Consider the following 21,229-nt stretch of genomic DNA (forward strand, 5'->3'; position numbering starts at 1 on the left):
GAAGGATGAAGCTCGTTCATTTTTTTCATCATTAATTCTGCAGTTTCCTCATATCAACGATAATGGACAGCACTTTCTGTCTTCTGTTCATGATGGCGTATTGAACCAGGCAGACACTGATCAAAATAATGAGTACCGTTAATATGGCTGTCTCAAAGGCGTCAGGGAGCGAATCAGGACTTCTTAATGAGGCAATGACGACAGCTATCGCAGACAGGACAACTGCAGCAAATGGAAAGATTGTTCTTTTTGCCTGATTCAGCTGTCTTCTTAGCCTGTCCTCCAGATAATCTATTCGTGTATAATCCTTATGCTCATTGACGGGAAGAAAAAGAAAATCAGCTTTATCCATTTCTCGCCGGATGATTCGCATTCTGAGATTCACATCCGTTTTCGCGTTTGCAAAAAGATAAATGGAATAAAGATAAAGGTGCGCTGCTTTGATCGAAAAGGACCCTCTCAGTGATCTGATATAGCGTTTTCTATGATGTTTGAACCGATAGACGATCCACAACTGATTCAGTTTACTTATCAGAAAGCACAGTCCCGCAAGACAGACTATGCTTGTGGCAATGATCAATTGATCCATAATCACGAATCATCCTTTTCCCGATGAGTACTGAAGCGCTTTATTGACTCATCTCATATAACAATAAGGTGCTGCAAAACCGGCTCAGAACCAGGTCCTTGTAAATAGCGATAACCTTCTGACAGCTTGTCTAAAGGGTCAGCCGGATTCCCGGAAGTCCGGTACTTCATTGCCGATATCGTTTACGTATGTATCGTATCATATTTCTACTCCAGTTCGTGGAAATAACTCATATTTTTTAACGAGCACGGATGGAAAGTATAAAAATCCTATGGATTATTGTGTAACGGCAACCAGGACCCATCCTGCGCCTGAAGTCCTGGCTCCGGAGAGTTTTCTCATACCTTTTTCCGTCCAATTTTTTACTTTCTTAAAACACAAAAAAAGCAGGGCATCTGATCCCCCGCGAAATGCTTATGGATGATGTTCTGTTTTTTCAGTATCCGGCACAATCAGGCTAATGCTAAATTCTGTTACACATCATGGGATATACCCGACGATGCTGCTTTTTTCGACTCAGGATGATGATGTCGAAACTGGAATTCAAGTTGTTCAAGTGAATGTCCGCTCGTTTCCGGAAGACATATTTTGACAAACGTGATAGCGCAAACTCCAAAGATGACAAAGACAAAGAAAGTGAGAGACAAGCCAATGGCATGAAGCAAAATTGGGAAACTGAATCCAACAAAAAAGTTAGTGATCCAGCTGCAGAACACGCTGATACCCATTGCAGCTCCCCGGAGCCGGAGCGGAAAGATCTCCGACAGCATCAGCCAGGTAACCGGTGACACAGCGCCCTGCTGGAAAGCCAGAAAGGTTACAGTGAGTGTCAACACTATATAAGGCAATACGGATGTGCCCTGAAGTAAAAACACAAAGATGCCGATCAGGAAAAGAACAGACGTTGTCCCGATCACCCCGGTCAGAAGCATGGGCCGGCGTCCGACCCGGCCGAGCAGCCAGATACCGACAAAAGTGGCGAGAACCGAAATCACTCCATTTGCTATATTGCCGATTAACGCCGCTTCTGTACCGAAACCCGCGTCTTTAAGAATTTCCGTTCCATAATACATAATTGAATTGACTCCTGTGATTTGCTGAACAACTCCGATTCCGATTCCGATCAGAAGCAGACGGCGGATCCAGGGAACCAGGAAGTCTTTTGAGGTGACTTTTTTATCTTCTGAGGCCGCATGCAGTGAAGCACGAATTTCATTCAGTTCGGACCTGGCATACTGTTTTTCACGGATTTGATGCAATACGCGCAGCGCATCTGCAACCTTTCCCTTTGACGTAAGCCAACGCGGGCTTTCCGGAACGATCAGCATGCCGAACCAGAGAATCACAGCAGGAAGTGTCGCGACCACAAGCATATAACGCCAGATGTGTGCATGCTCTCCGCCCACATTCCCAAGAATGGCGTTAACTGTAAAAGCGAGCAGCTGTCCGGTCACGATCATTAATTCATTCTGAGTGACTATTCTTCCCCGCCGGTTTGCAGGAGACATTTCCGCAAGATATGCAGGTACAGTTACAGACGCTCCTCCGACAGCGAGTCCAAGCAGGACGCGGAATATGATCATCCATGTGGCATCCGGTGAAAAGGTACATCCCAGTGTTGTGATAAAAAAAAGAACGGCAAGACCCATTATCGTTTTACGTCGGCCAAACCGGTCAGCCAGCCTGCCGCCGGACAGTGCGCCGAATGCTGCTCCAAGAAGAAGTGAACTTGTAACAAGACCGGTCAGCAGCGGGCTGAGATTCAGCTGGTCCTTTTGTGACATATATGGCAGTGCACCATTTATCACACCGGTGTCATAACCAAACAGCAGCCCGCCAAATGTGGAGACAATGGTAATAAAACGGAGAAAAGCATTTGAGGATCGTGATTTATCCTTCATGGAGAAGCCTCCTTCCCTCTGTTCTGAGATCGGCTGCTTCTCCACTGACAGATCTGTAACCTGGTTTAAATAAAAATGGTGGATCGATAACGGAAATAAAATGGCGACGCTTCACATGTGACTGAATTGCAGGTGTCTTAATCATTACGGGTGTTCGGCAGATTAATGAGCGGATGGAAAACGAAGGCTCAGTTGGGCTTTCGACGACAAGAACACAACTTAAAGCAATTTCCTCTTTGGGTAAAATAACATCACCACTCCTTTATGATGAGTTGCAGTAAGCGCAATCAATATATTTATTATAATTTTTACTGTTAATTCTGTCAACTTTGATATCTTTTTCAAGAATATACTAATATTCAGACAAGACAATAATTTGCCTGAATGTCGCTGACTATTTTTAATACGAGTTTTACATGTTATAACGAATATAATAAGTAATAAAAACGATTGGAGCAGGCGATACAATGAACGTCATGACATACCTGAACAATGCGCCAGAATGCTCCGAGATTCTTTTTCAGGAGAAAACAGGCTGATGCTGTTTGCCCTGCCCATCTTCGCTCCGGGATCATACTACTCCTGCAAGTGAAAACCATACTATAATGTTCTGACTGTTCATTCTGCTGTGCTATAATGATAAAATTGGAAGTGAGTATCGTATGCAAAACAGGAATCAAGTCATTGCAAAAAGATACAACCGTGTATCGGGAATCTATAATTTGATGGATCATATGATCAAAACGGACTGGCGTCGAGAGCTGGTCAGCCACGTCCACGGCTGTGTCCTTGAAGCAGGTGCAGGGACTGGCCTGAACCTCCCCTTCTATCCGAAGGACGCCCAGGTCACGGGTATTGATTTCAGTTGTGGCATGCTGAAGCAGGCAGAAAAGAAGCTGAACACTTTGGACAACAGGGAACGCTTTCAATTGAAAAAAATGGATATTCAGCAGATGGACTTCCCTGATAACAGTTTTGATTATGTTGTATCAACCTGTGTTTTCTGTTCGGTACCGGATCCGGTCCGTGGCCTGCGCGAGATTGGCCGGGTTTTGAAACCCGGCGGCAGGCTGCTGATGCTGGAACATATGCGCAGTGAAAAACCAGGTGTCGGTAAGCTCATGGATCTCCTGAACCCGCTTACCGTTCGACTCTGGGGGGCGAACATCAATCGCCGGACACTGCTCAATATCCGGCGGGCAGGGCTGACGATTGAAGAAAATGTCAATCTTTGGGGAACTATTATGCGAAAAATCATTGTTCGACATGAATAAACGAATCCATTTCGGGAGGTTTTAAACCATGTGCGGGCGCTATACGCTTATTGCTCCTTTTGTTATGATTATCACACGTTTCAATGCAGTAAAGCATATACAGAAGACAGAGTATGCACCGAATTATAATGTGGCACCGGGCCAGCAGGTTCTTGCTGTTATCAATGACGGGAAAGACAACCGGCTCGGCTATCTTCGTTGGGGGCTGATTCCACCCTGGGCAAAAGATGAAAAAATGGGCTACCGGTTAATTAATGCCCGTGCTGAAACAGTTGCCGGGAAACCGAGCTTTCGCCGTGCCTTTCAGCAGAAACGGTGTCTGATTGTCGCTGACAGTTTCTATGAATGGAAACATCTTGAGAACCATGAAAAGACAAAAACGCCGGTGCGGATCCGGATGAAATCCGGAGAACTGTTTGCCATGGCCGGTCTCTGGGAAACCTGGCTTTCTCATGAAGGAAACAAGATACATTCCTGTACCATTATTACAACAAAGGCGAACGAACTGATGGCACCTATCCACGACAGAATGCCGGTGATTCTCAGAAAAGAAGAAGAACAGTCATGGATCGATCCGTCGAACCGGGATACACAGGCACTGAGTCACCTGCTCCGTCCTTTTCAGTCGGAACAGCTTGAAGCTTATGAAGTATCGAAAGACATGAACTCAACAAAAAATAACGGGCCGGAGCTGATCGAGCCAATCTCACGACCGGGATTCAGTTGAATCTCGTTTCCAGACATCGCTTCAAATCAATGAAAAATCATCCAGATCTGTTTTCTGCCGCCCCTCTTCGCCCCGCTGCTTGCGAAATTGCGAAGGCGTCATCCCGAAGTATTTCTTGAAGACGGTCGTGTAATAACTCTGGTTACAGAAATGAAACAACAGAGCAACTTCAGATATACTGTTGTTCGTGTGCAGGAGAAAATAGACGGATTCCCGTGTTTTCACACGGTTTATAAAATCGGTTATTGAGGTCCCAACTTCTTTTTTAAACAAATGTGACAGGTAAGCAGGATTAAGGTAAACATGGCTGGCCAGATTCTCCAGTGAGAAGTCCTGGAGACTATTTTCCTGAATATATTCAATAGCAAGGTGTACCGCATGACTGTAATGGCGGGACGATCTCCGAGCTTCTTTTAACTTTCTGATAAAGCCTTCGAGCATGGTATATTCAAGGAGAGAGAGATCAGTCATTTTTTCTTTCCGTTCAATCTCCTGAATATAAGCATCGCTCAAATTAAAGGCGACTTCCGGCGGCATACCGCCTTCAATAGCCGCACGAGTCATCAGTGTACAGGAACAGATCAGTGAGTTTTTCAGTGAGCGGACAGGTTCCTCGGCAAGGACAGCACGCTCAAGCGTGTTAATTTTATCAAGACAGGTGACAGCGCTTTCACAATTAGCAGCAATTATTGAATTGAAAAGCCGCTTCTCTATAACATAAGGCGGATGCATGAAATATTCACGTTGATGGTGAATTTTTCGAGACAGGAACCGTTGTACGATCTCCGGATCAATGGATGATTGCTTCATAATCGATCCCCCCCTTCACCTCTAATTATTTTATAAAATGTCTAAAGGATCTAATATCATTCTACTACCCCTAACAGTAAAATCAAAGTGTGATATATAACAAGTTATCTTGTATAGTAACAATTATGAAACAGGGAGGAATTTTACATGCTGAAAAAGGTCATCACTATTATGACAGCGCTTACACTATTGACCGGAATTTTGGCTGCCTGCGGAAATGAGGGTTCCGGGTCAAGTGATTCACAGCCCTCTAAGAAAATCACACTTACATTTGCAGCGCAAAGTGATAATACTCCGGCAACAAAGGAAGTCATTAAGGCTTTTAATAAACAATCTGATAAATACAAAGTGAAATGGGTGCAGATGACCAATGATTCGGCTCAGATGCATGATCAGTTGCTCACTTCGCTCTCCAGTGGTTCTGATGAGTATGACATGATCTCCATGGATGTTGTCTGGGCAGGAGAATTCGCAGGTGCCGGCTATCTGGAACCTATTGATAAATTAATGGTCAAAGCCGGTCTGAACAAGGATGATTTTAATGCCGGTTCGATGACTTCAGGCAATTATGAAGGGAAACAGTACACACTTCCCTTCTTCCCCGATGTCGGGCTCCTCTATTTCAGAAAAGACATTGTCAGTAAAGAAGATGCAGCAAAGCTTGAAAACGGTGACTATACCTACGGGGATCTCGGAAAACTTGCTGACAAATACGCGGGTAAAGGCGGAACGAAGAACGGGTTCGTTTATCAATCAAAACAATACGAAGGCCTGACCGTAAACCTGACCGAATTTTCCAATTCCTATAAAGATATTAAGGGCGGGCTTCAGACCATGTATGGCTTCACAAAGGCTGCTTCGGCACCAGGAGATCTGTTGAATTACATGGAAGCCGAGACGGCGACAAGTTTCGTTCAGGGCAATACTGTTTTTGCCCGCAACTGGCCATTTCAGTATGGTACCGTAAAAGCACAGGATGAAGGTGTCAATATCCAGCTGGATCAGGTTGGTATTGCCCCTCTTCCGAACGGAGGGACTGTCGGCGGATGGCTGCTGGGCTTGAACAAGAAGTCAGAACATCTTGATGGCGCGTGGGAATTTGTTCAATTCGTTGCCGGTGAGGAAGGCCAGAAGATCATGACAACTGAGGGCGGATACCTGCCGGGTTATAATGCTTTGCTGAAAGACGACACCGTTCTGAAAAGTAACGAACTGCTGGCTATGCCTGGATTCCGGAAAGCCCTGTCCAATACCATTGCCCGCCCAGTTACAGCTGATTATAATAAACTGTCTGATGCCATACAGATCGCTGCCCATAAATATCTGAGCAGCGGTAAGGATATTGACGGAGCAGTGCAGACGATTCAGGATGCGCTTGATCAGTAAATCTTCACACTGAAACATTTCCTGCGAGGCTCTAATCGTAATTAGAGCCTCTTATTTTTAGAGAGTCCGGCCATAAATTTCTTGACATGGAGGTGTTTAAAATGAAAAAAACAGGAGTGCAGACCTTCCTGTTTATTTTCCCGACCGTTCTCCTGATCGCCATCTTCTCACTCTGGCCGATTCTTCAATCCTTTGTCTATACTTTTTTCGATTATCGGCTCAATGACCAGCAGAAGTCAGGACTGTATCTCAGCGACAGATACAACTTCGAGTTATTTGATGAGACGCAGACCTATGTTAAGCTGTTTCTTTCTGAAGACATGGATCAGATTACTGACCCTCGTGATCAATCCAAAGCTGATCAGCTGCTTAAAGAAGTAGATCAGGCCGCCTTGACATTTAAAGGTAGAGACGGTGTTCAGAAAATCAGCGGTGAGGAGAAGAGCCAGCTGAAAGGACTTTCCCGGAACGCCGCTACAACCGTACAGGCATTAAATGAAGAGTATCATACAAAAAACGGGAAGAACCTGATCAAGATCGTCAGAGATTATGATCGCAGTTTTATTGAATCCAATTTCATTGGCTTCAAAGGTTACGCGAAGGCATTCACCGACCGGCGACTCAGCATGACACTGTGGAATACCACTATTTTCACGTTCATTTCGGTGCTTTTTGAATTTGTTCTCGGTCTTGCCCTTGCGATGATTATGAATAAAGCGATACGCGGTCAGGGATTTATTCGAACCACTTCACTGATCCCCTGGGCCATCCCGACCGCGGTTGCTGCTCTGATGTGGAGCTATCTTTATGACGGGAGCAGCGGAATTGTGGCCCATGTTTTTGAATCGATTGGACTGATTTCTGATGCAAGTGATCTTCTGCTTTCAGGAACCGGAGCCATGATTGCAACAATCATCGCCGATATCTGGAAAACGACACCCTACATGGCGATCCTGCTGCTCGCCGGGTTGCAGACCATTCCAAAGGACGTTTACGAAGCTTCTGAAATCGAAGGAGCTAACAAAGTCCAGACATTCTTCAGGATTACCCTGCCGATGTTGAAACCGGCCATTCTTGTTGCCCTGCTCTTTCGCACATTGGATGCATTCCGGGTATTCGACCTGGTTTATGTTCTGACAAACGGTGGACCGGGCGGCGCGACGGAGACACTGTCTCTTTACTCCTATAAAACGATGTTCGGCCAGACCAATTTCGGGTATGGTTCCGTCATTGTTATGGTGATGTTTATCTGTGTCGCCATCATTGCCATCCTTTTTGTCAAAATTCTCGGTACTAATCTCATGGATAAAAATTAGGGGGTGATTATCGTGGCAAAAACAAAGCATAAATGGAACTTTCTCGGTGCTGCAGTGATCCTTGTTTTTCTGTTCGGCATGATCTTTCCTTTCTTCTGGATTCTGATCACGTCGTTCAAACCCAACGGGGAAATATTCGGTGCCGGTGCATACAGCCTCATTGCAGATCATCCAACCTGGGACGCCTATAGAGAAGTCCTGTTCAATAAAGGCATCCTCAATTCTGTAAAGAACAGTTTAATTGTCGCAACAACGACTACTGTATATATCATCGTCATCGCCACACTGGCTGCTTATGCTATTTCTCGCTTCCATTTCTGGGGGAAAAACGTACTTCTTGGTCTGATTCTCGCTGTTTCCATGTTTCCGCAGATGATTATGGCAGGACCGATGTATAACCTGTTTATGAATCTTCACTTGACAAACAGCTATGCCGTTGTACTCCCCTACTCTACGATTACGTTGCCGATTGCCGTCTGGATTCTCGTTACCCATTTTAACCAGATTCCGATTGCACTGGAGGAATCAGCGAAAGTAGATGGTGCAACGCCATTTCAGATCTTGTATAAAATTGTCTTTCCACTTGCTGCTCCCGGGGTTTTTACAACGGCCATTATTGTTTTTATCGCTGCCTGGAATGAATTTTTACTGACGATTACATTGAACTCTAATGCCAGCTATCAGACCGTTCCGGTAGCCGTCTCTTTTCTTCGTACACAGTTTCAGATCCTCTGGAGTGAAGTGTCTGCTGCGACGGTGATTGTTACCCTGCCGACACTCATTATCGTTCTCCTTTTTCAGAAGAGAATTGTATCCGGACTGACGAGTGGCGGAGTGAAAGAATAATCAAAAAGTGAGATGAGATAAATTGAGCTGGATCTACAGCAATAATGACCTGTCCAGGGAACAGTTACCGGTCAATGAATCTCTGTTTTCTCTTGCAAACGGCTATCTCGGGGTCAGAGGAAATTTTGAAGAAGCCTGTCCGGATGAGATTCGGTCGATCCGTGGAACATATATCAACGCCTTTTATGATATCGTCCCGATCCATTACGGGGAAAGGGCTTACGGTTACCCGCAGACCAAGCAAAAAATGATGAATGTCATTGATTCCCAGAGCATGCAGCTATATTTGGGTGAAGACTCTGAACCGTTCTCCCTGTTCACAGGAAAGATTATTCGATTTGAACGTACCCTTCATATGGATGCGGGATATTCTGAACGCCTGATCCACTGGCGTTCGCCACATGGAAGGGAGCTTATCCTCACTTTTCGCCGGCTTGTCTCATTTTCGCACCGTGAGCTGTTCGCTGTCGAACTGCAAATTGAGCCGGTCAATTTTCATGGAAAAGTCACGCTTATGTCATCCGTTAATGGCAAAGTAGCAAATTTTTCGGATCATCATGATGCGCGTGTCAGTTCGGCTGATGAGGCGAAACTCTCAGTGATGGACTGCCGGACTTTGGATGATCTGAGTATCGTTTCGGATCGCACTTCTATGTCGCATCTGGATGTATCCTGTGTCAGTTCTATCCGATTATCTGTCCCCTGCACGCGGAACATCTGGATCAGGAAAAGCAGCGTGGAGACCTCCATCACTTTTCTGTTAAATAAGCCGGTGACTGCTGTAAAAAAAAATATTTATACCGATTCCCTGAGGCACGGGTCTCAACCTGAACGGACGGGGGTCAATCTTCATCAGAAGATTGACGTTCTGTCTTTCTCCGAACTTCTGAAGGAGCAGAAGCGTTTTCTTGATGCCTTCTGGTCGATCTCTGATGTGATGATCGACGGGGATTCCGCCATTCAGGAAGGCATTCGTTTCAATCTGTTCCATTTACTGCAATCTGCCGGTCGTGATCCATTCAGCAGTATCGCCGCGAAGGGACTGTCTGGAGAAGGTTACGAAGGTCATTATTTCTGGGATACGGAAATTTTCACTGTTCCTTTTTTTACGCTTACCAGACCGGACATTGCCCGACATCTGCTTCAATACAGGTATACCATACTGGATCAGGCGCGAAAGCATGCCCGTGAGATGGGACATCATCAAGGTACTTTATTTCCCTGGCGGACCATATCCGGAACGGAATGTTCGGCATTCTTCCCGGCAGGTACGGCGCAATACCACATCAATGCAGATATCGCCTACAGTTATGCACAGTATATGAGAGCAACCGGCGATCTTGATTTTCTGGAAAAATACGGTTTTGAATTGATTGTTGAGACGGCAAGGATCTGGATTGATATCGGCCATTTTCAGAACGGTCACTTTTGTATCGACGATGTCACCGGTCCTGACGAATATACGGCGATTGTGAACAACAATTATTATACAAATGCTATGGCTCAATTCAATTTAAATGTTGCCGTAAAATATTATCATATATTGCAAAAGAAAGCGCCGGAAACCTTGAACACTTTGTCGGAACAGCTACATCTGTCACCTGAAGAAATCAGGAGTTGGGACAGAGCGGCTCAAGCCATGTATCTCCCGTATGATGAAGACTTGAAGATAAATCCACAGGATGACACGTTTCTGAATAAAGCCGTGTGGGACTTTGCTGGCACGCCAGATGATCACTACCCCCTGCTGCTTCACTACCATCCGCTGACACTTTACCGTCATCAGGTATGCAAACAGGCGGATACGCTACTTGCGCATTTTTTGCTTGAGGGAGCTGCCGACATTGAAACGATTCGAAATTCGTTCCATTATTACGAAAAAATCACAACACACGATTCTTCTCTGTCAACCTGTATTTTCAGTATTATGGCAGCGAGGATCGGCGAATACCGGAAAGCGTATGACTATTTTCTAAAATCGGCACGGATTGATCTGGATAACATTCAGGGTAACACACGTGATGGATTGCATCTTGCAAATCTTGGCGGATCGTGGATGGCTATTCTGTTTGGTTTTGCCGGAATCAGGATCACAGAAAAAGGTCTTTCGCTCAGACCATCCATCCCCTTAAAATGGAATAACTATTCCTTTCATGTTGTGTTTCAGGGTAAAACGCTGCGATTTAAGATTGCACAAGGTCTGGGACAATGTCAACTTGAGCGTTCAGGTTCTCTGGAACTGACCATAAACAATCAAAAAAGAACGATCTCCTCTGGAGAGACGGTCACTTTTCAGGTCAATATGTAAAAAAATCTGTGACATATCAGTCATGTCGTCATTCAAAAAGTACGACAACCCTATTTGACTTTTGTCCTTGAAAATCATATCCGGATATTGAGACTTTCTACCATCTGGAAAACTGGAAAATTTATTTATATTTATTTGATAATCGTAGTGCCTGTGAGTCCAGCCTGGCCCGTGAGAAATGGGAGTTGATGCAGCGCATTCAGGCCCATTATACAGAAAGTAAACATACAGAAAGTAAACGAATATACGGAGCTCCCAAGATTCAGAAACGCTTGAGAAAAGAAAGCTTCAGGGTCAGCCTTAAACGCGTGCAGCGACTTATGAGACGAGCTAATCTGCGTTCCATCATTGTGAAAAAATATCGTCCGCAATCGAGCCAGGGACCGGTTGAGAACAGAAAAAATGTACTGGCTCAAGATTTTACAGCCACAAAAATCAACCAAAAATGGGTAGCTGATATCACTTATATTCACACAATCAAAGAGGGCTGGTGTTACCTGGCGTCAGTCATGGACTTGTGTACACGAAAAATTGTTGGTTATTTCTTTTTCACGGAGCATGACCACGGAGCCCGCACTGCGGGCTTTAGAAAACGTTTGTGTCAATCAAAATCCTGAACCGGGTCTAATCCTGCATACGGATCTTGGCTCCCAGTATACAAGTCATGAATTTGAGAAAGCGATTCAAGAGAAACAAATCGTCCATTCCTTCAGTAAAAAAGGTTGCCCGTACGATAACGCTTGCATCGAATCTTTTCATGCGACCTTGAAGAAAGAGGAAGTTCATCAGACGACCTATAAAGATTTCGATGAAGCAAAACGTGCTCTCTTTCAATACATTGAAGGCTGGTACAACAGGGGTAGAATACATAGCTCTCTCGATTATCTGACGCCTCAGGAAGCAGAGGACAAGTTTTTGAAGACAGCCTGATCAATATGCCGCACGAGCACCGCTTGACATAGAGAAGCGAGCAATGTAGGTTATCTCGCCAGGCGAAAGAGATTTACCCTTTCGCCCTTCGCGAGACATCATCGAAGCCAGATTTTTTTTTAAGCCACGAGAGTTCCGTGGTCAGGCGGCCAACTTCGCCATAGAGCCTTTCGATTTTTTCTTCGTATGCCGCCTGCATCCGGCTCTGTTCGTTCTGCCGGCGGTCGAAGAGTTGTGGCAACTGTTCCAGGGCTGTCTTCTTCCATTTTCGCAACAGATTGACATGGACACCGTACCTGGAGGACAATTCGTTTAGCGTCATCTCCTCCCGCAGAATTTCGAGCACGATTTTGGCTTTGAAGTCTTTTGAGTATGATTTACGCTTCATAAATCTACCTTAACACATCCTCATTTCGTGTCCGAATTCTTGGGTCCATTATAGTTTGTCTTCTTAACATATCCATCAATCTCTGAAATTATCTCAATACTTACCGGTCTTGAATTATCTCCATCGTAATTAATTTAAACATCAACAGAAACCTTTTTCCTACTCTCAATTGCTTTAGCCCATTGATTCTCTAACTTTTTATATTTACCAAGTTATCGTAGCTGGATTGAGAGACAGGGTTATCCAACACAGGAGACCCCCAATTTTGTCGGCCGCTACGTCTAACAATGGTCACCAGGAAGTTTCCCGGGTGTGTCAGGATTATTTGACGCCCTCTATTTCAACAACCCTAAAATGGCTATCTCGCCTGATGTATGAACTTAATTTGGATTTTTTTCTCTGTATTTTTTAATTCTGGCAGCCCAAATAACAATTAGATCTCTCAAATCTTTAGTATTAACTTCACACCAATCCCCTTTGCCATCATCAGCCAGATTATCGTATATTTGTGTTTTATCTTTATGAATTTCAACACCACACACATTACCATTTAATTCTGCATAATCCAATCTTCCATCTAATACAGCTTCGAATTTATCCAAAGCATAAGAAGGATCCCCACCTTGGATGTCAGACATAAGAAAAGTTGCAACTAAATATTTTTCTCTATTTTTTGTTTTAATAATCAACGTTTTACTCCCGCTGTCAAATGTAATTTCATCGAATTCATATTGAATCAAAGATATCCCTCCATTTATATATAGATTCAATAAATTGGAAATGATGAGATTATTTTACCGCTCTTCATGTCTATATACATTTGAATCTGCATACCATTTGACAACTCACCTATAAAAGTGTTTCTTGTTCCTTCGATAAATTGCCTGTTTTCGAATGCCTCGTTAATTGATTCTACTATTTTTTGCGCATCCCAATTCTCCGGGAAAAAGGTTGATTCTCCTCCATTTGCCGTCTTTGGAACATTGTTAACTTCTATCTTAGCTTTATAGACACCATACTTATTTGGTGCAGATTCTGTCCCTGGAATAATCCTCCCAGGTGTGTCTGAAATTGATTCAGAATGGTAGCCTACCGCTTTTCCACGTGCATTAAGTTGTCCTTCAAGAATATGTTCCAAGGCTCCTCTTCTAAATTTATCAGTGTTTTTTAGTTTGTCAATCGATGTAATTGGTTCACTCGTATTATTACTCTTAGGATTATCAGAGGTTCCAGGCGTGTTAACACCTTTCCCAACAGTACTGTCATCAGACTTATAAACGATCCCTTCCAACCTATCCCGGAAATACTCCGGGTTCAGCACATTAACCGGAATTCGTCCATTGGCATCGGCGAATGACAGCGGCGGGGTTTCCTGTTGGTCTCTCAGGATTTTATTGAACGCCTCCAGGGCGATCCGCTGTTTTTCAAGCATGTAATCCTCGCTGCCCGGTTTTAACTCCGTGGCTTCGTTCCTGATTTTCTCGTTTATTCTTTCTGAAAGCTGCTTCAGGAACGCCACTTCATCGACTTTGCCTGCTTTTGCGAATTTGCCAGCTTTGGCGGCTTTATCTGCGTTTCTCGTGAATAGTGAAGAGCCAATCGACAGAGATGCGTAGGTATACCACCGGGATTTCGTAAACTCATTCCCGTTAACGACATCTTCTTCATAGGACATTTTTATTTGATATGCGAGTAGTTGATTGGTTTCCTTCCAGCGGGCGATGGCCATCATGTCTCCGGCTTCTTTTTCAGTTTAAATCCTATTTTTTGGAGTGCTCGATTGCTGCTTTGGCCAACCGGTTAACTTCCTTTTGACTCAATTTAACGTTCATTTTGACACGCTCCTTTTATCTTAGCCTTTTAGAAGCAGTATCGGACAAAAAAGAAGAATATACCTAGTGAAGCCAGTTTGCTATAATGATAGAGACAACAAAATGAACGGGGTGGGAGCGCTGCTCTGCTGTTCCTGTTGGTGTTCGGTGAACCCGACACTTCGGGAGAAAGGGGGGTGGCGCCCATGACGGTTTATCAGGCCATCAGCTTGATGATTTCCTTTGCAACGCTGATAATCATGATGCTGTCATTTAAAGATAAAACAAAAAAGTAATCCACCCGGTTCCCTACCTGTGATGGATTACTTTTTGTGATCTCTTGCAGCGTAATGATCGCTTAGCGATTTTTGTTGTCATCCGTTAGTGTGGCTGCACTAACGGATTTTATTTTCCGTTCCATGCACCTTCATTATACACAAGTATTTTATTTCTGAAAACCAAAGGATTCATTGTTACCCAAGTATTCCTGAATTTTAATTGTCAATGTTTTTTATCATACAAATGGATAGGTGGCTTTTCAACATGGCTATTGCTTCTTGTTCTGACACCCTCTTGCCATAAGGACGGAAACCAGCACGATAAAACATTTTCATCTCCTTTTCCTTGTGCACCTGATTAACAAAAGGCTGAACGCCAACCTCTTTTTCTAAAAATGGAACGCCTTTTTTAAACGACGGGTTCCAGTCCAACACGGCATTGACAATAACATCATGCCCTTCAATCGTTTGATATGCACGATTCGGAGCATAGACCAGCTGACATACAGCCCGTGGTTATCGATCATTTTAGATTGAAGCGAGATGCCCCCGGATGTTAGCCGACGTTGTTTGTCGGCTTACAACCGGGGAGCAGACCTTAGATGGCCCCAAATGAAACTAATAGAAAAAAAACGTAGCAGCCGAATTTATGTCCAAAAATCAGGATTATGAGTTCCAATTCCGTACGATCGAACGCGCGTCGCGTTCATCAGCTCGCTGTAAAGAGCGGCGACGTACTGGAAGTCCATGTCCAACTGCCGGTATTCGCTTGTCAGCTCCTGATCCAGGCTGCGGACATCATGCACCATCTTCTGCCGCCGGTCATCGGCTTCATCCAGCTTGTTTTCTACAGATTTCGTGGAAAAAACGTCGATCGTCACCAGGTCAGAGATGCGGTTCAGAATCTTCCGGATGCCATCCTGCTGCTGCTCGATCAGCTGAGAGGAACGGAGTCTGCCGAACACAAGGTCATCCTCGAGAAACGGGACGTTGACATACGTGTCGCCGCCGAGATTTTTATTGTCAATCATTCCGGGGATTCCTTTAAAAAAAGCAATCCGCTTGTCGATCAGGCGCAGCCAGGCATCCACAACGTGGCTCTGGGCTTCATAAAACGAACGGATCGCATCGGCACCCCGCCCCTGAAAATCGCTGCCGCCAAGCTGCGTCACGCCCTGAAAAGTTGCTCTAAGCGTTTCAAACTGGCCTCTCAGCGTTTGATAATCATGGGCACGCACTGTGGCGGCTTCGACCAGTGTATCGGCTTCAAAGACTTTCGTATCCGACGCCCCGCCGCCACCGGACCCCATCATGTTAATTCTCATCGGATCACCTCATCCTGGCGCTTGAGCAGATCGACGTTGGCTTTCGTGTCAGCGATGTTATTCTGGAGACCTTCTATGTAAATGGTGAGGAGTTGCTGCACCATCGCTTCCTTGCTTTCCCAGTCGGTCGTTATTGCCAGACGATTCGATCCCCGACCGGACGGATCTTTAAGAGAAAGCTGGTTTGCTGCAGCCTTTGCCTCATCCAGACGACCGCTGACCTGTCCGTGGTTGAGTGCAATCTGTCCCATCAGAACAGCCTCCCTTTGATTTTGTCGACCTGCGCCCAGAAATCGCTCGCAGCTTCTTCCCCCTGGCGCATCAGGTATTCCGCGCCGTAGGCCATGCTTCGCGTTGCATCCAGAAAACCGGCCTGAGTGCGCAAATTCGAGATTTCCGTATCAATCCGTTGTTGATAGTCATCGATGCGACCAGTCAGTTTCGACTTCATCCCGTCACGAGCATCCTCCCGCCTGTTCTGAAAGGAACGGGCACGGGAGCCTTTCCAGTTTCCGTCCAGTTCTGGCTTGACCAGATTCCTGATCTCATCCAGAGACGCCTGCTGTTCATTTTCCAGCGCCCGTTTTGCCTGCTTCAGCCGTGCAATTTTATCATCAACCTCGCCCGCCTGCTGAGACAGACTTCGATAGATCCAGCTCATCGTTCCTGAAGCACTCATGACGTTGATCCCCTCTCATCTCGAAATCAATTTGGCAAGTCTTTAAGGTATTGGTTCCGCAGCGATACCTCGCCGGTTGTGTTTCAGTTACCGGTTATGTTGATCCGCATAAATATCCGTCTATTCGATAAAAGTTGAGTGCGCTTACACATTCAGTTACTTAAATTCTATCGAAATGATTTCACTCTGTGAATGCGGAAAACGTCCTGTTTATCCGGCAAAAATGAGCCCGTTTGACTCATTTCGAAGCTTTCCGTCAAGAATTAAGGGGACTATTTTACTACGCGCATCAAGAACTTTAAGTAGACGATTCTTTGATTGCTGAAGGCGGTCATCAAAATAAGCCACGTTTACCAAAAAATAGGCTGCGCTCTGCCAAAAATGAGCCACCTTTTTCCAGAATACAGGCCAGAGTGACAAACCCTTAATCGGGCCCTTCCTGGTACTTGTTTATACGTTGATTCGTCGATCAGCTTGATACCTGTTTCAGCAGCGAAGCGATCCGTATCGTTTTCTGCATACATAACACGCTGTTTCCGCGTCGAAGGCGTGATAGAGGCGAGTGACGCTTTCCCGTTCGCTTCCCAGCCTTCCGCGCGCTTCTGCCGGTCGAGCGCTTGATCCATGAGGCGTAAAACGTGCACCACCTGATTCTCATCGCTCGATCCATATCGTCCATCGCCTTTTCTTCAAAAGTCAGCAGATCAGTGTCCGCTTTCCAAATCGCCAATAAATCGTCCAAAGAGGAGGCCTCGATTCTCTGATGTATTTACCTGCCTGGAGGTATACATTCAGGATAAGAAAGAAGTCCTCTTTTTTTCGTCCAGTAAAAGAACATCTTTACGCCTGCCTAACGGAATCAAAAATGGCCAGATTCCCCCGTAATCATGCCCATTCTCCTCCGAGTAATATTTTACACATAGCCATTGTTTGCCGTTCGACTGTCTGCGGTAGTTAACCGGACAAAACATATGGATGCCGATTCCAGGCGCCTGTCACATGGCCTTTTTTGACACGGGATTGCGGATATTTTTCACGAGACAATCGACCTTCAAGTGGCATGAAACTCCGTTAAGAACGTATATTCGTTCTAATTGAGTTATACTATATAATAGGTGGCTATTGGGTAAATCAGATAAAAATCGGATGTCTTCATCTACAGTTCCTTTTTGCCTGCGAACCAAGTGCGGGATGGCTACCTGCACTTTGGGGGAATTCGCAGGCTTTCGATCAAACGTCAAACGATTGGTTGGAGATAAAGGCAGGCAGAACATTGAAAGAGAAAAACTAATAACTGATTTGCTGCTCTGACACTGTCAAAGTCGTCGTTTCCTTTATACCGGGCGGCGGGCAAAAATGCTCTGCCATTAGTATAACGGCATGATCCGTGTGCATTCGATTCATCCCGATGTGCTTTCTCATCTTCCAAAGGAGGAGATAACAGATGAGTAAAACCATTCTCATTTCGAACCGATTACCGGTAACCGTACGCAAAAAAGACGATCAAATCACCTTTCATGAAAGCATCGGTGGACTTGCCACAGGCTTGAAGGGCTATCAGCAGAAATCGGGCAGTCCGTGGATCGGTTGGGCGGGCATTGCTGATGAAGTGTTGTCGGACGATGATAAACAGCTGATTGACGATAAATTAAACGAAAAATGGTCTTGCGTACCCGTTTCATTGACAAAAGACGATCTGGATAAATACTATTACGGGTTTTCGAATAACACGATCTGGCCGTTATTTCATTATTTCCTGAATAAAACGCATTATGATTTTCGAACGTGGGAAGCGTACAAGCGAGTGAACAACAAATTTTTTGAAGCAGTTGATCGCATAATGGAAGCGGATGATACTGTCTGGATTCACGATTATCAGTTGATGCTGCTTCCGCAGATGATCCGGAATAAATATCCGAACGCCAAAATCGGCTTCTTTCTTCACATTCCATTCCCGTCTTATGAGCTGTTCCGCACGCTGATCTGGCGGGAAGAAATACTCCGCGGCCTGCTCGGCGCCGATCTGATCGGTTTTCATACGTACGATTACGTGCGTCATTTCTTCAGTACGTGTACCCGACTGCTCGGGCTAAACCGCAAGATTCACACGATCATCTATGAAGATCGGGAGGTTCATGTCGACGCTTTTCCAATGGGGATTGATTATGATTTCTTCGCCGGCCATACGACCGATGAGTCGCAAGCAGCGTCATTTAAAAAGATGTCGTCAATGAAAACAATCCTTTCCATCGACCGCCTCGACTATACAAAAGGGATTCCAGAGAAAATCCGGTCGTTCAGACGGCTGCTCGTCAGATATCCACAGTATCGGGAAAAAGTGCGATTCAATCTGATCGTTGCCCCTTCGCGAGTGAAAGTCGATTCGTACAAGCGATTGCGCCGGCAAATTACTGAATTGGTCAGTTCGGTGAACGGGACGTACGGAACGGTTGACTGGATGCCAATCTGGTTCTACTTCCAGTCTTTTCCGCAAGAACAGCTGATCTCCTTTTACCGCCATTCGGACGTCCTCCTTGTCACACCGCTGCGTGATGGCATGAATCTTGTTGCCAAAGAATATACAGCTTCACGGACGGATCTGCAGGGCATGCTCGTCATCAGTGAAACCGCTGGAGCAGCCAGAGAGCTGGGAGAGGCTGTGATTGTCAATCCGTATGATTACAACGCAGTCGCAGCGGGCATCAAAACAGCACTGGAGATGCCGACAGAGGAAAAAGCCGCACGAAATAAAATCATGCAGGAACGATTGAAACGCTATAATATTCATTTCTGGGTGCGCACGTTTCTCGAAACGCTTAAACAGGTGACTTCACAACCTGATATCATTGCCGCGAAAAATCTTGATCAGGATCACTCTTTGGTTGTCAATGCTTATCGCCGGGCGAAGAAGAGAGTTTTATTTCTGGATTATGACGGGACATTGGTTGGGTTTGCCCAGACGCCTGAGCTGGCCAAGCCGGATGCCGAGCTCAGGGAACTGCTGCGCACGCTTGCCGAAGATCCGAAAAATACGATCGTGATTAACTCGGGAAGAGACAAAAGTTCGCTGGAACAATGGTTCCCGGAGTCGAATCTTCATCTCGTGTCGGCGCATGGCCTCTGGGTCCGACACCCGAACCAAAAGTGGAAAATGACTGTGCCGCTGAACAACGAATGGAAAAAAGCGATTCGCCCGATTCTCCAGATGAATGCTGATCGGATGCCCGGATCCTTTATCGAAGAAAAAGAATACTCGCTGGCATGGCACTACCGTCTTTGTGAACCAGATGCCATCGATCTTTGGCTGCCAACGATCAAGGCGAATTTAATGAACCTGACCAGTTCATTGAATCTCCGAATCTTGCAGGGGAAAAAGGTGCTTGAGATCAAAGATAATCGGGTCAGCAAGGGATCGGTGACGCCGCTTTTTCTGCGGGGTAAACATTACGACTTTGTCTTTGGTATCGGCGACGACCAGACCGACGAGGATTTATTTGCCTCATTGCCCAAAAATGCGTTTTCCGTTAAAGTCGGTATCGACGAGACCCGGGCTGCTTACCGGCTGAAATCGTGGCATGCGGTACGCGCGCTTCTCCGGAAATTCGCGGAAACAGGGAAGGAACTGGAAGCTGCCAATCGCCTGTGACGTTTTGGTTGAACGGCATCTGAACCGATGTATGCAATCCGTAATTTTAACGACCATCTGTACAGAGACATCGACAAATCTTGGATTCCCCATCGATCATGAGTAAACGATTCTGTTTCTGAAACATCTCCATCGTTCTTTTTTTTTGCCGGACTGTCTTTCTCTAACATTATCCCGGCATTTTTGTTTTGAGGTCATGTTCGATTCCATTCAGAATGCGTTCCAGCCCGAAGTCAAAATCGTCCCTGATATCTCCGGACTCTTCTGCCTGTTCATCCGTATAGGCGCCTGAGGCGACAACGTCGTGAAGATATGGAAATTTCTCGACGGTGACCAGATTTTTAAGAACATCGGCGTAGTCTCCGCCGCTGAATGTCTCCGGCACCTCTCTGGATTGAGCAGTAAGTATGAAGTCACACTGGAGAATGCCGCAGGGGCGTGCATAACTGCTCAGCAACAACAAAATAGACATTTTTCCGTACGCTTGAGTTATCGGTTCAGATCGCACTTCTACGTCAAATCTGGATGTATCCTGTGTCAGTTCTATCCGATTATCTGTTCCCTGCACGCGGATCATCCGGATCAGGGAAAGCAGCGTGGAGACTTCCATCACCCTTCTGTTAAATGAGCCGGTGATTGCTGTGAAAAGAACCATTTATACCGTCTCAACCTAAACGGACAGAACGTCAATCTCCATTAGAAGATTGACGTTCTGTCTTTCTCCGAACTTCTGAAGGAGAGAAAGCGTTTTCTTAATGCCTTCTGGTCGATCTCTGATGTGATGATTGACCGGAATCAGGATCACAGAAAAAGGTCTCTCGCTCAGACCATCTATCCCCTTAAAATGGAATAACTATTCCTTTCATATTGTGTTTCAGGGTAAAACGCTGCGATTTAAGCTTGCACAAGACCTGGGGCAATGTCAACTTAAGCGTTCAGGTTATTTGGAACTGATCCTGAATAATTAAAAAAAAGGGTCTCCTCTGGAGAGACGGTCACTTTTCAGGTCAATATG

21 protein-coding genes and 1 pseudogene are annotated in these 21,229 nt (G+C 45.4%); 10 read left to right on the forward strand and 12 right to left on the reverse strand.

What is annotated here, in order from left to right; genetic code table 11:
- Positions 1 to 31 precede the first annotated feature (31 nt).
- Both ABNN70_RS11155 and ABNN70_RS11160 read right to left on the reverse strand, forming a co-directional pair.
- Positions 32 to 589 carry a hypothetical protein gene (locus ABNN70_RS11155; protein ID WP_129929018.1) on the reverse strand — a complete coding sequence of 186 codons (558 nt, stop codon included), beginning with the start codon at positions 587 to 589 and terminating at the stop codon, positions 32 to 34.
- A gap of 473 nt (positions 590 to 1,062) precedes the next feature.
- Positions 1,063 to 2,490 carry a sugar porter family MFS transporter gene (locus tag ABNN70_RS11160; protein WP_129929017.1) on the reverse strand — a complete coding sequence of 476 codons (1,428 nt, stop codon included), beginning with the start codon at positions 2,488 to 2,490 and terminating at the stop codon, positions 1,063 to 1,065.
- A gap of 662 nt (positions 2,491 to 3,152) precedes the next feature.
- On the opposite strand from ABNN70_RS11160, the gene ABNN70_RS11165 reads away from it, so the two are divergent.
- Positions 3,153 to 3,764, forward strand: a complete 612-nt coding sequence (locus tag ABNN70_RS11165; protein WP_129929016.1) for a methyltransferase domain-containing protein — start codon at positions 3,153 to 3,155, stop codon at positions 3,762 to 3,764.
- Between the two features lie 28 nt (positions 3,765 to 3,792).
- Positions 3,793 to 4,491 (forward strand): SOS response-associated peptidase, encoded by a 699-nt coding sequence (locus tag ABNN70_RS11170; protein ID WP_129929015.1) that lies wholly within the window; start codon positions 3,793 to 3,795, stop codon positions 4,489 to 4,491.
- Positions 4,492 to 4,512: 21 nt separating this feature from the next.
- On the opposite strand, the gene ABNN70_RS11175 is transcribed toward ABNN70_RS11170, so the two are convergent.
- Positions 4,513 to 5,301 carry an AraC family transcriptional regulator gene (locus tag ABNN70_RS11175; protein ID WP_353947830.1) on the reverse strand — a complete coding sequence of 263 codons (789 nt, stop codon included), beginning with the start codon at positions 5,299 to 5,301 and terminating at the stop codon, positions 4,513 to 4,515.
- 147 nt (positions 5,302 to 5,448) lie between these two features.
- On the opposite strand from ABNN70_RS11175, the gene ABNN70_RS11180 reads away from it, so the two are divergent.
- The 5 genes and pseudogenes from ABNN70_RS11180 to ABNN70_RS11200 all read left to right on the forward strand — a co-directional run.
- On the forward strand, positions 5,449 to 6,687 hold the full coding sequence (locus tag ABNN70_RS11180; RefSeq protein ID WP_353947831.1) for an extracellular solute-binding protein: 1,239 nt from the start codon (positions 5,449 to 5,451) through the stop codon (positions 6,685 to 6,687).
- Between the two features lie 101 nt (positions 6,688 to 6,788).
- Entirely contained in the window at positions 6,789 to 8,003 is a 1,215-nt protein-coding gene (locus tag ABNN70_RS11185; RefSeq protein WP_353947832.1) for a sugar ABC transporter permease, read from the forward strand.
- A 78-nt stretch (positions 8,004 to 8,081) separates the two neighbouring features.
- Positions 8,082 to 8,849 carry a carbohydrate ABC transporter permease gene (locus ABNN70_RS11190; RefSeq protein WP_206184294.1) on the forward strand — a complete coding sequence of 256 codons (768 nt, stop codon included), beginning with the start codon at positions 8,082 to 8,084 and terminating at the stop codon, positions 8,847 to 8,849.
- Positions 8,850 to 8,871: 22 nt separating this feature from the next.
- Positions 8,872 to 11,157 carry a glycosyl hydrolase family 65 protein gene (locus ABNN70_RS11195; protein WP_353947833.1) on the forward strand — a complete coding sequence of 762 codons (2,286 nt, stop codon included), beginning with the start codon at positions 8,872 to 8,874 and terminating at the stop codon, positions 11,155 to 11,157.
- A gap of 155 nt (positions 11,158 to 11,312) precedes the next feature.
- Positions 11,313 to 12,087, forward strand: a pseudogene (locus tag ABNN70_RS11200) (IS3 family transposase); the annotation flags it as partial.
- Between the two features lie 73 nt (positions 12,088 to 12,160).
- On the opposite strand, the gene ABNN70_RS11205 reads toward ABNN70_RS11200, so the two are convergent.
- From ABNN70_RS11205 to ABNN70_RS11215, 3 genes are all read right to left on the reverse strand, one after another.
- Entirely contained in the window at positions 12,161 to 12,475 is a 315-nt protein-coding gene (locus tag ABNN70_RS11205; protein ID WP_353947834.1) for a transposase, read from the reverse strand.
- Positions 12,476 to 12,855: 380 nt separating this feature from the next.
- Positions 12,856 to 13,215, reverse strand: a complete 360-nt coding sequence (locus ABNN70_RS11210) for a hypothetical protein (RefSeq protein WP_240697264.1) — start codon at positions 13,213 to 13,215, stop codon at positions 12,856 to 12,858.
- Between the two features lie 26 nt (positions 13,216 to 13,241).
- Positions 13,242 to 14,207 carry an EndoU domain-containing protein gene (locus ABNN70_RS11215; protein WP_353947835.1) on the reverse strand — a complete coding sequence of 322 codons (966 nt, stop codon included), beginning with the start codon at positions 14,205 to 14,207 and terminating at the stop codon, positions 13,242 to 13,244.
- A 285-nt stretch (positions 14,208 to 14,492) separates the two neighbouring features.
- Between ABNN70_RS11215 and ABNN70_RS11220 the strand changes: the two genes are divergently transcribed.
- Positions 14,493 to 14,582, forward strand: coding sequence for a putative holin-like toxin (locus ABNN70_RS11220; protein ID WP_353947836.1), 90 nt, complete (start codon positions 14,493 to 14,495; stop codon positions 14,580 to 14,582).
- A gap of 629 nt (positions 14,583 to 15,211) precedes the next feature.
- On the opposite strand, the gene ABNN70_RS11225 is transcribed toward ABNN70_RS11220, so the two are convergent.
- From ABNN70_RS11225 to ABNN70_RS11240, 4 genes are all read right to left on the reverse strand, one after another.
- Positions 15,212 to 15,889, reverse strand: coding sequence for an LXG domain-containing protein (locus tag ABNN70_RS11225; RefSeq protein WP_353947837.1), 678 nt, complete (start codon positions 15,887 to 15,889; stop codon positions 15,212 to 15,214).
- Positions 15,886 to 16,140: a DUF5344 family protein gene (locus tag ABNN70_RS11230; RefSeq protein WP_353947838.1), complete on the reverse strand. Its 255-nt coding sequence runs from the start codon at positions 16,138 to 16,140 to the stop codon at positions 15,886 to 15,888. Before ABNN70_RS11230 ends, ABNN70_RS11225 begins: the two co-directional genes overlap by 4 nt.
- Positions 16,140 to 16,568, reverse strand: coding sequence for a DUF5082 family protein (locus tag ABNN70_RS11235; protein ID WP_353947839.1), 429 nt, complete (start codon positions 16,566 to 16,568; stop codon positions 16,140 to 16,142). Before ABNN70_RS11235 ends, ABNN70_RS11230 begins: the two co-directional genes overlap by 1 nt.
- Positions 16,569 to 16,918: 350 nt before the next feature.
- Positions 16,919 to 17,212, reverse strand: coding sequence for a hypothetical protein (locus ABNN70_RS11240; RefSeq protein WP_353947840.1), 294 nt, complete (start codon positions 17,210 to 17,212; stop codon positions 16,919 to 16,921).
- A gap of 800 nt (positions 17,213 to 18,012) precedes the next feature.
- Here ABNN70_RS11240 and ABNN70_RS11245 point away from each other — a divergent pair.
- Positions 18,013 to 20,214 carry a bifunctional alpha,alpha-trehalose-phosphate synthase (UDP-forming)/trehalose-phosphatase gene (locus tag ABNN70_RS11245; protein WP_353947841.1) on the forward strand — a complete coding sequence of 734 codons (2,202 nt, stop codon included), beginning with the start codon at positions 18,013 to 18,015 and terminating at the stop codon, positions 20,212 to 20,214.
- 169 nt (positions 20,215 to 20,383) lie between these two features.
- Here the strand turns inward: ABNN70_RS11245 and ABNN70_RS11250 are convergent, their stop codons facing one another.
- Both ABNN70_RS11250 and ABNN70_RS11255 read right to left on the reverse strand, forming a co-directional pair.
- Positions 20,384 to 20,869, reverse strand: coding sequence for a hypothetical protein (locus tag ABNN70_RS11250; protein ID WP_353947842.1), 486 nt, complete (start codon positions 20,867 to 20,869; stop codon positions 20,384 to 20,386).
- Between the two features lie 15 nt (positions 20,870 to 20,884).
- On the reverse strand, positions 20,885 to 21,019 hold the full coding sequence (locus ABNN70_RS11255; RefSeq protein ID WP_353949469.1) for a hypothetical protein: 135 nt from the start codon (positions 21,017 to 21,019) through the stop codon (positions 20,885 to 20,887).
- On the opposite strand from ABNN70_RS11255, the gene ABNN70_RS11260 reads away from it, so the two are divergent.
- Positions 21,000 to 21,182, forward strand: coding sequence for a glycosyl hydrolase family 65 protein (locus ABNN70_RS11260; RefSeq protein WP_129928999.1), 183 nt, complete (start codon positions 21,000 to 21,002; stop codon positions 21,180 to 21,182). The two genes, ABNN70_RS11255 and ABNN70_RS11260, sit on opposite strands and share 20 nt — an antisense overlap.
- Positions 21,183 to 21,229: the final 47 nt, after the last annotated feature.

The organism is Sporolactobacillus sp. Y61 (genome assembly GCF_040529185.1).
Classification (GTDB): domain Bacteria; phylum Bacillota; class Bacilli; order Bacillales; family Sporolactobacillaceae; genus Sporolactobacillus.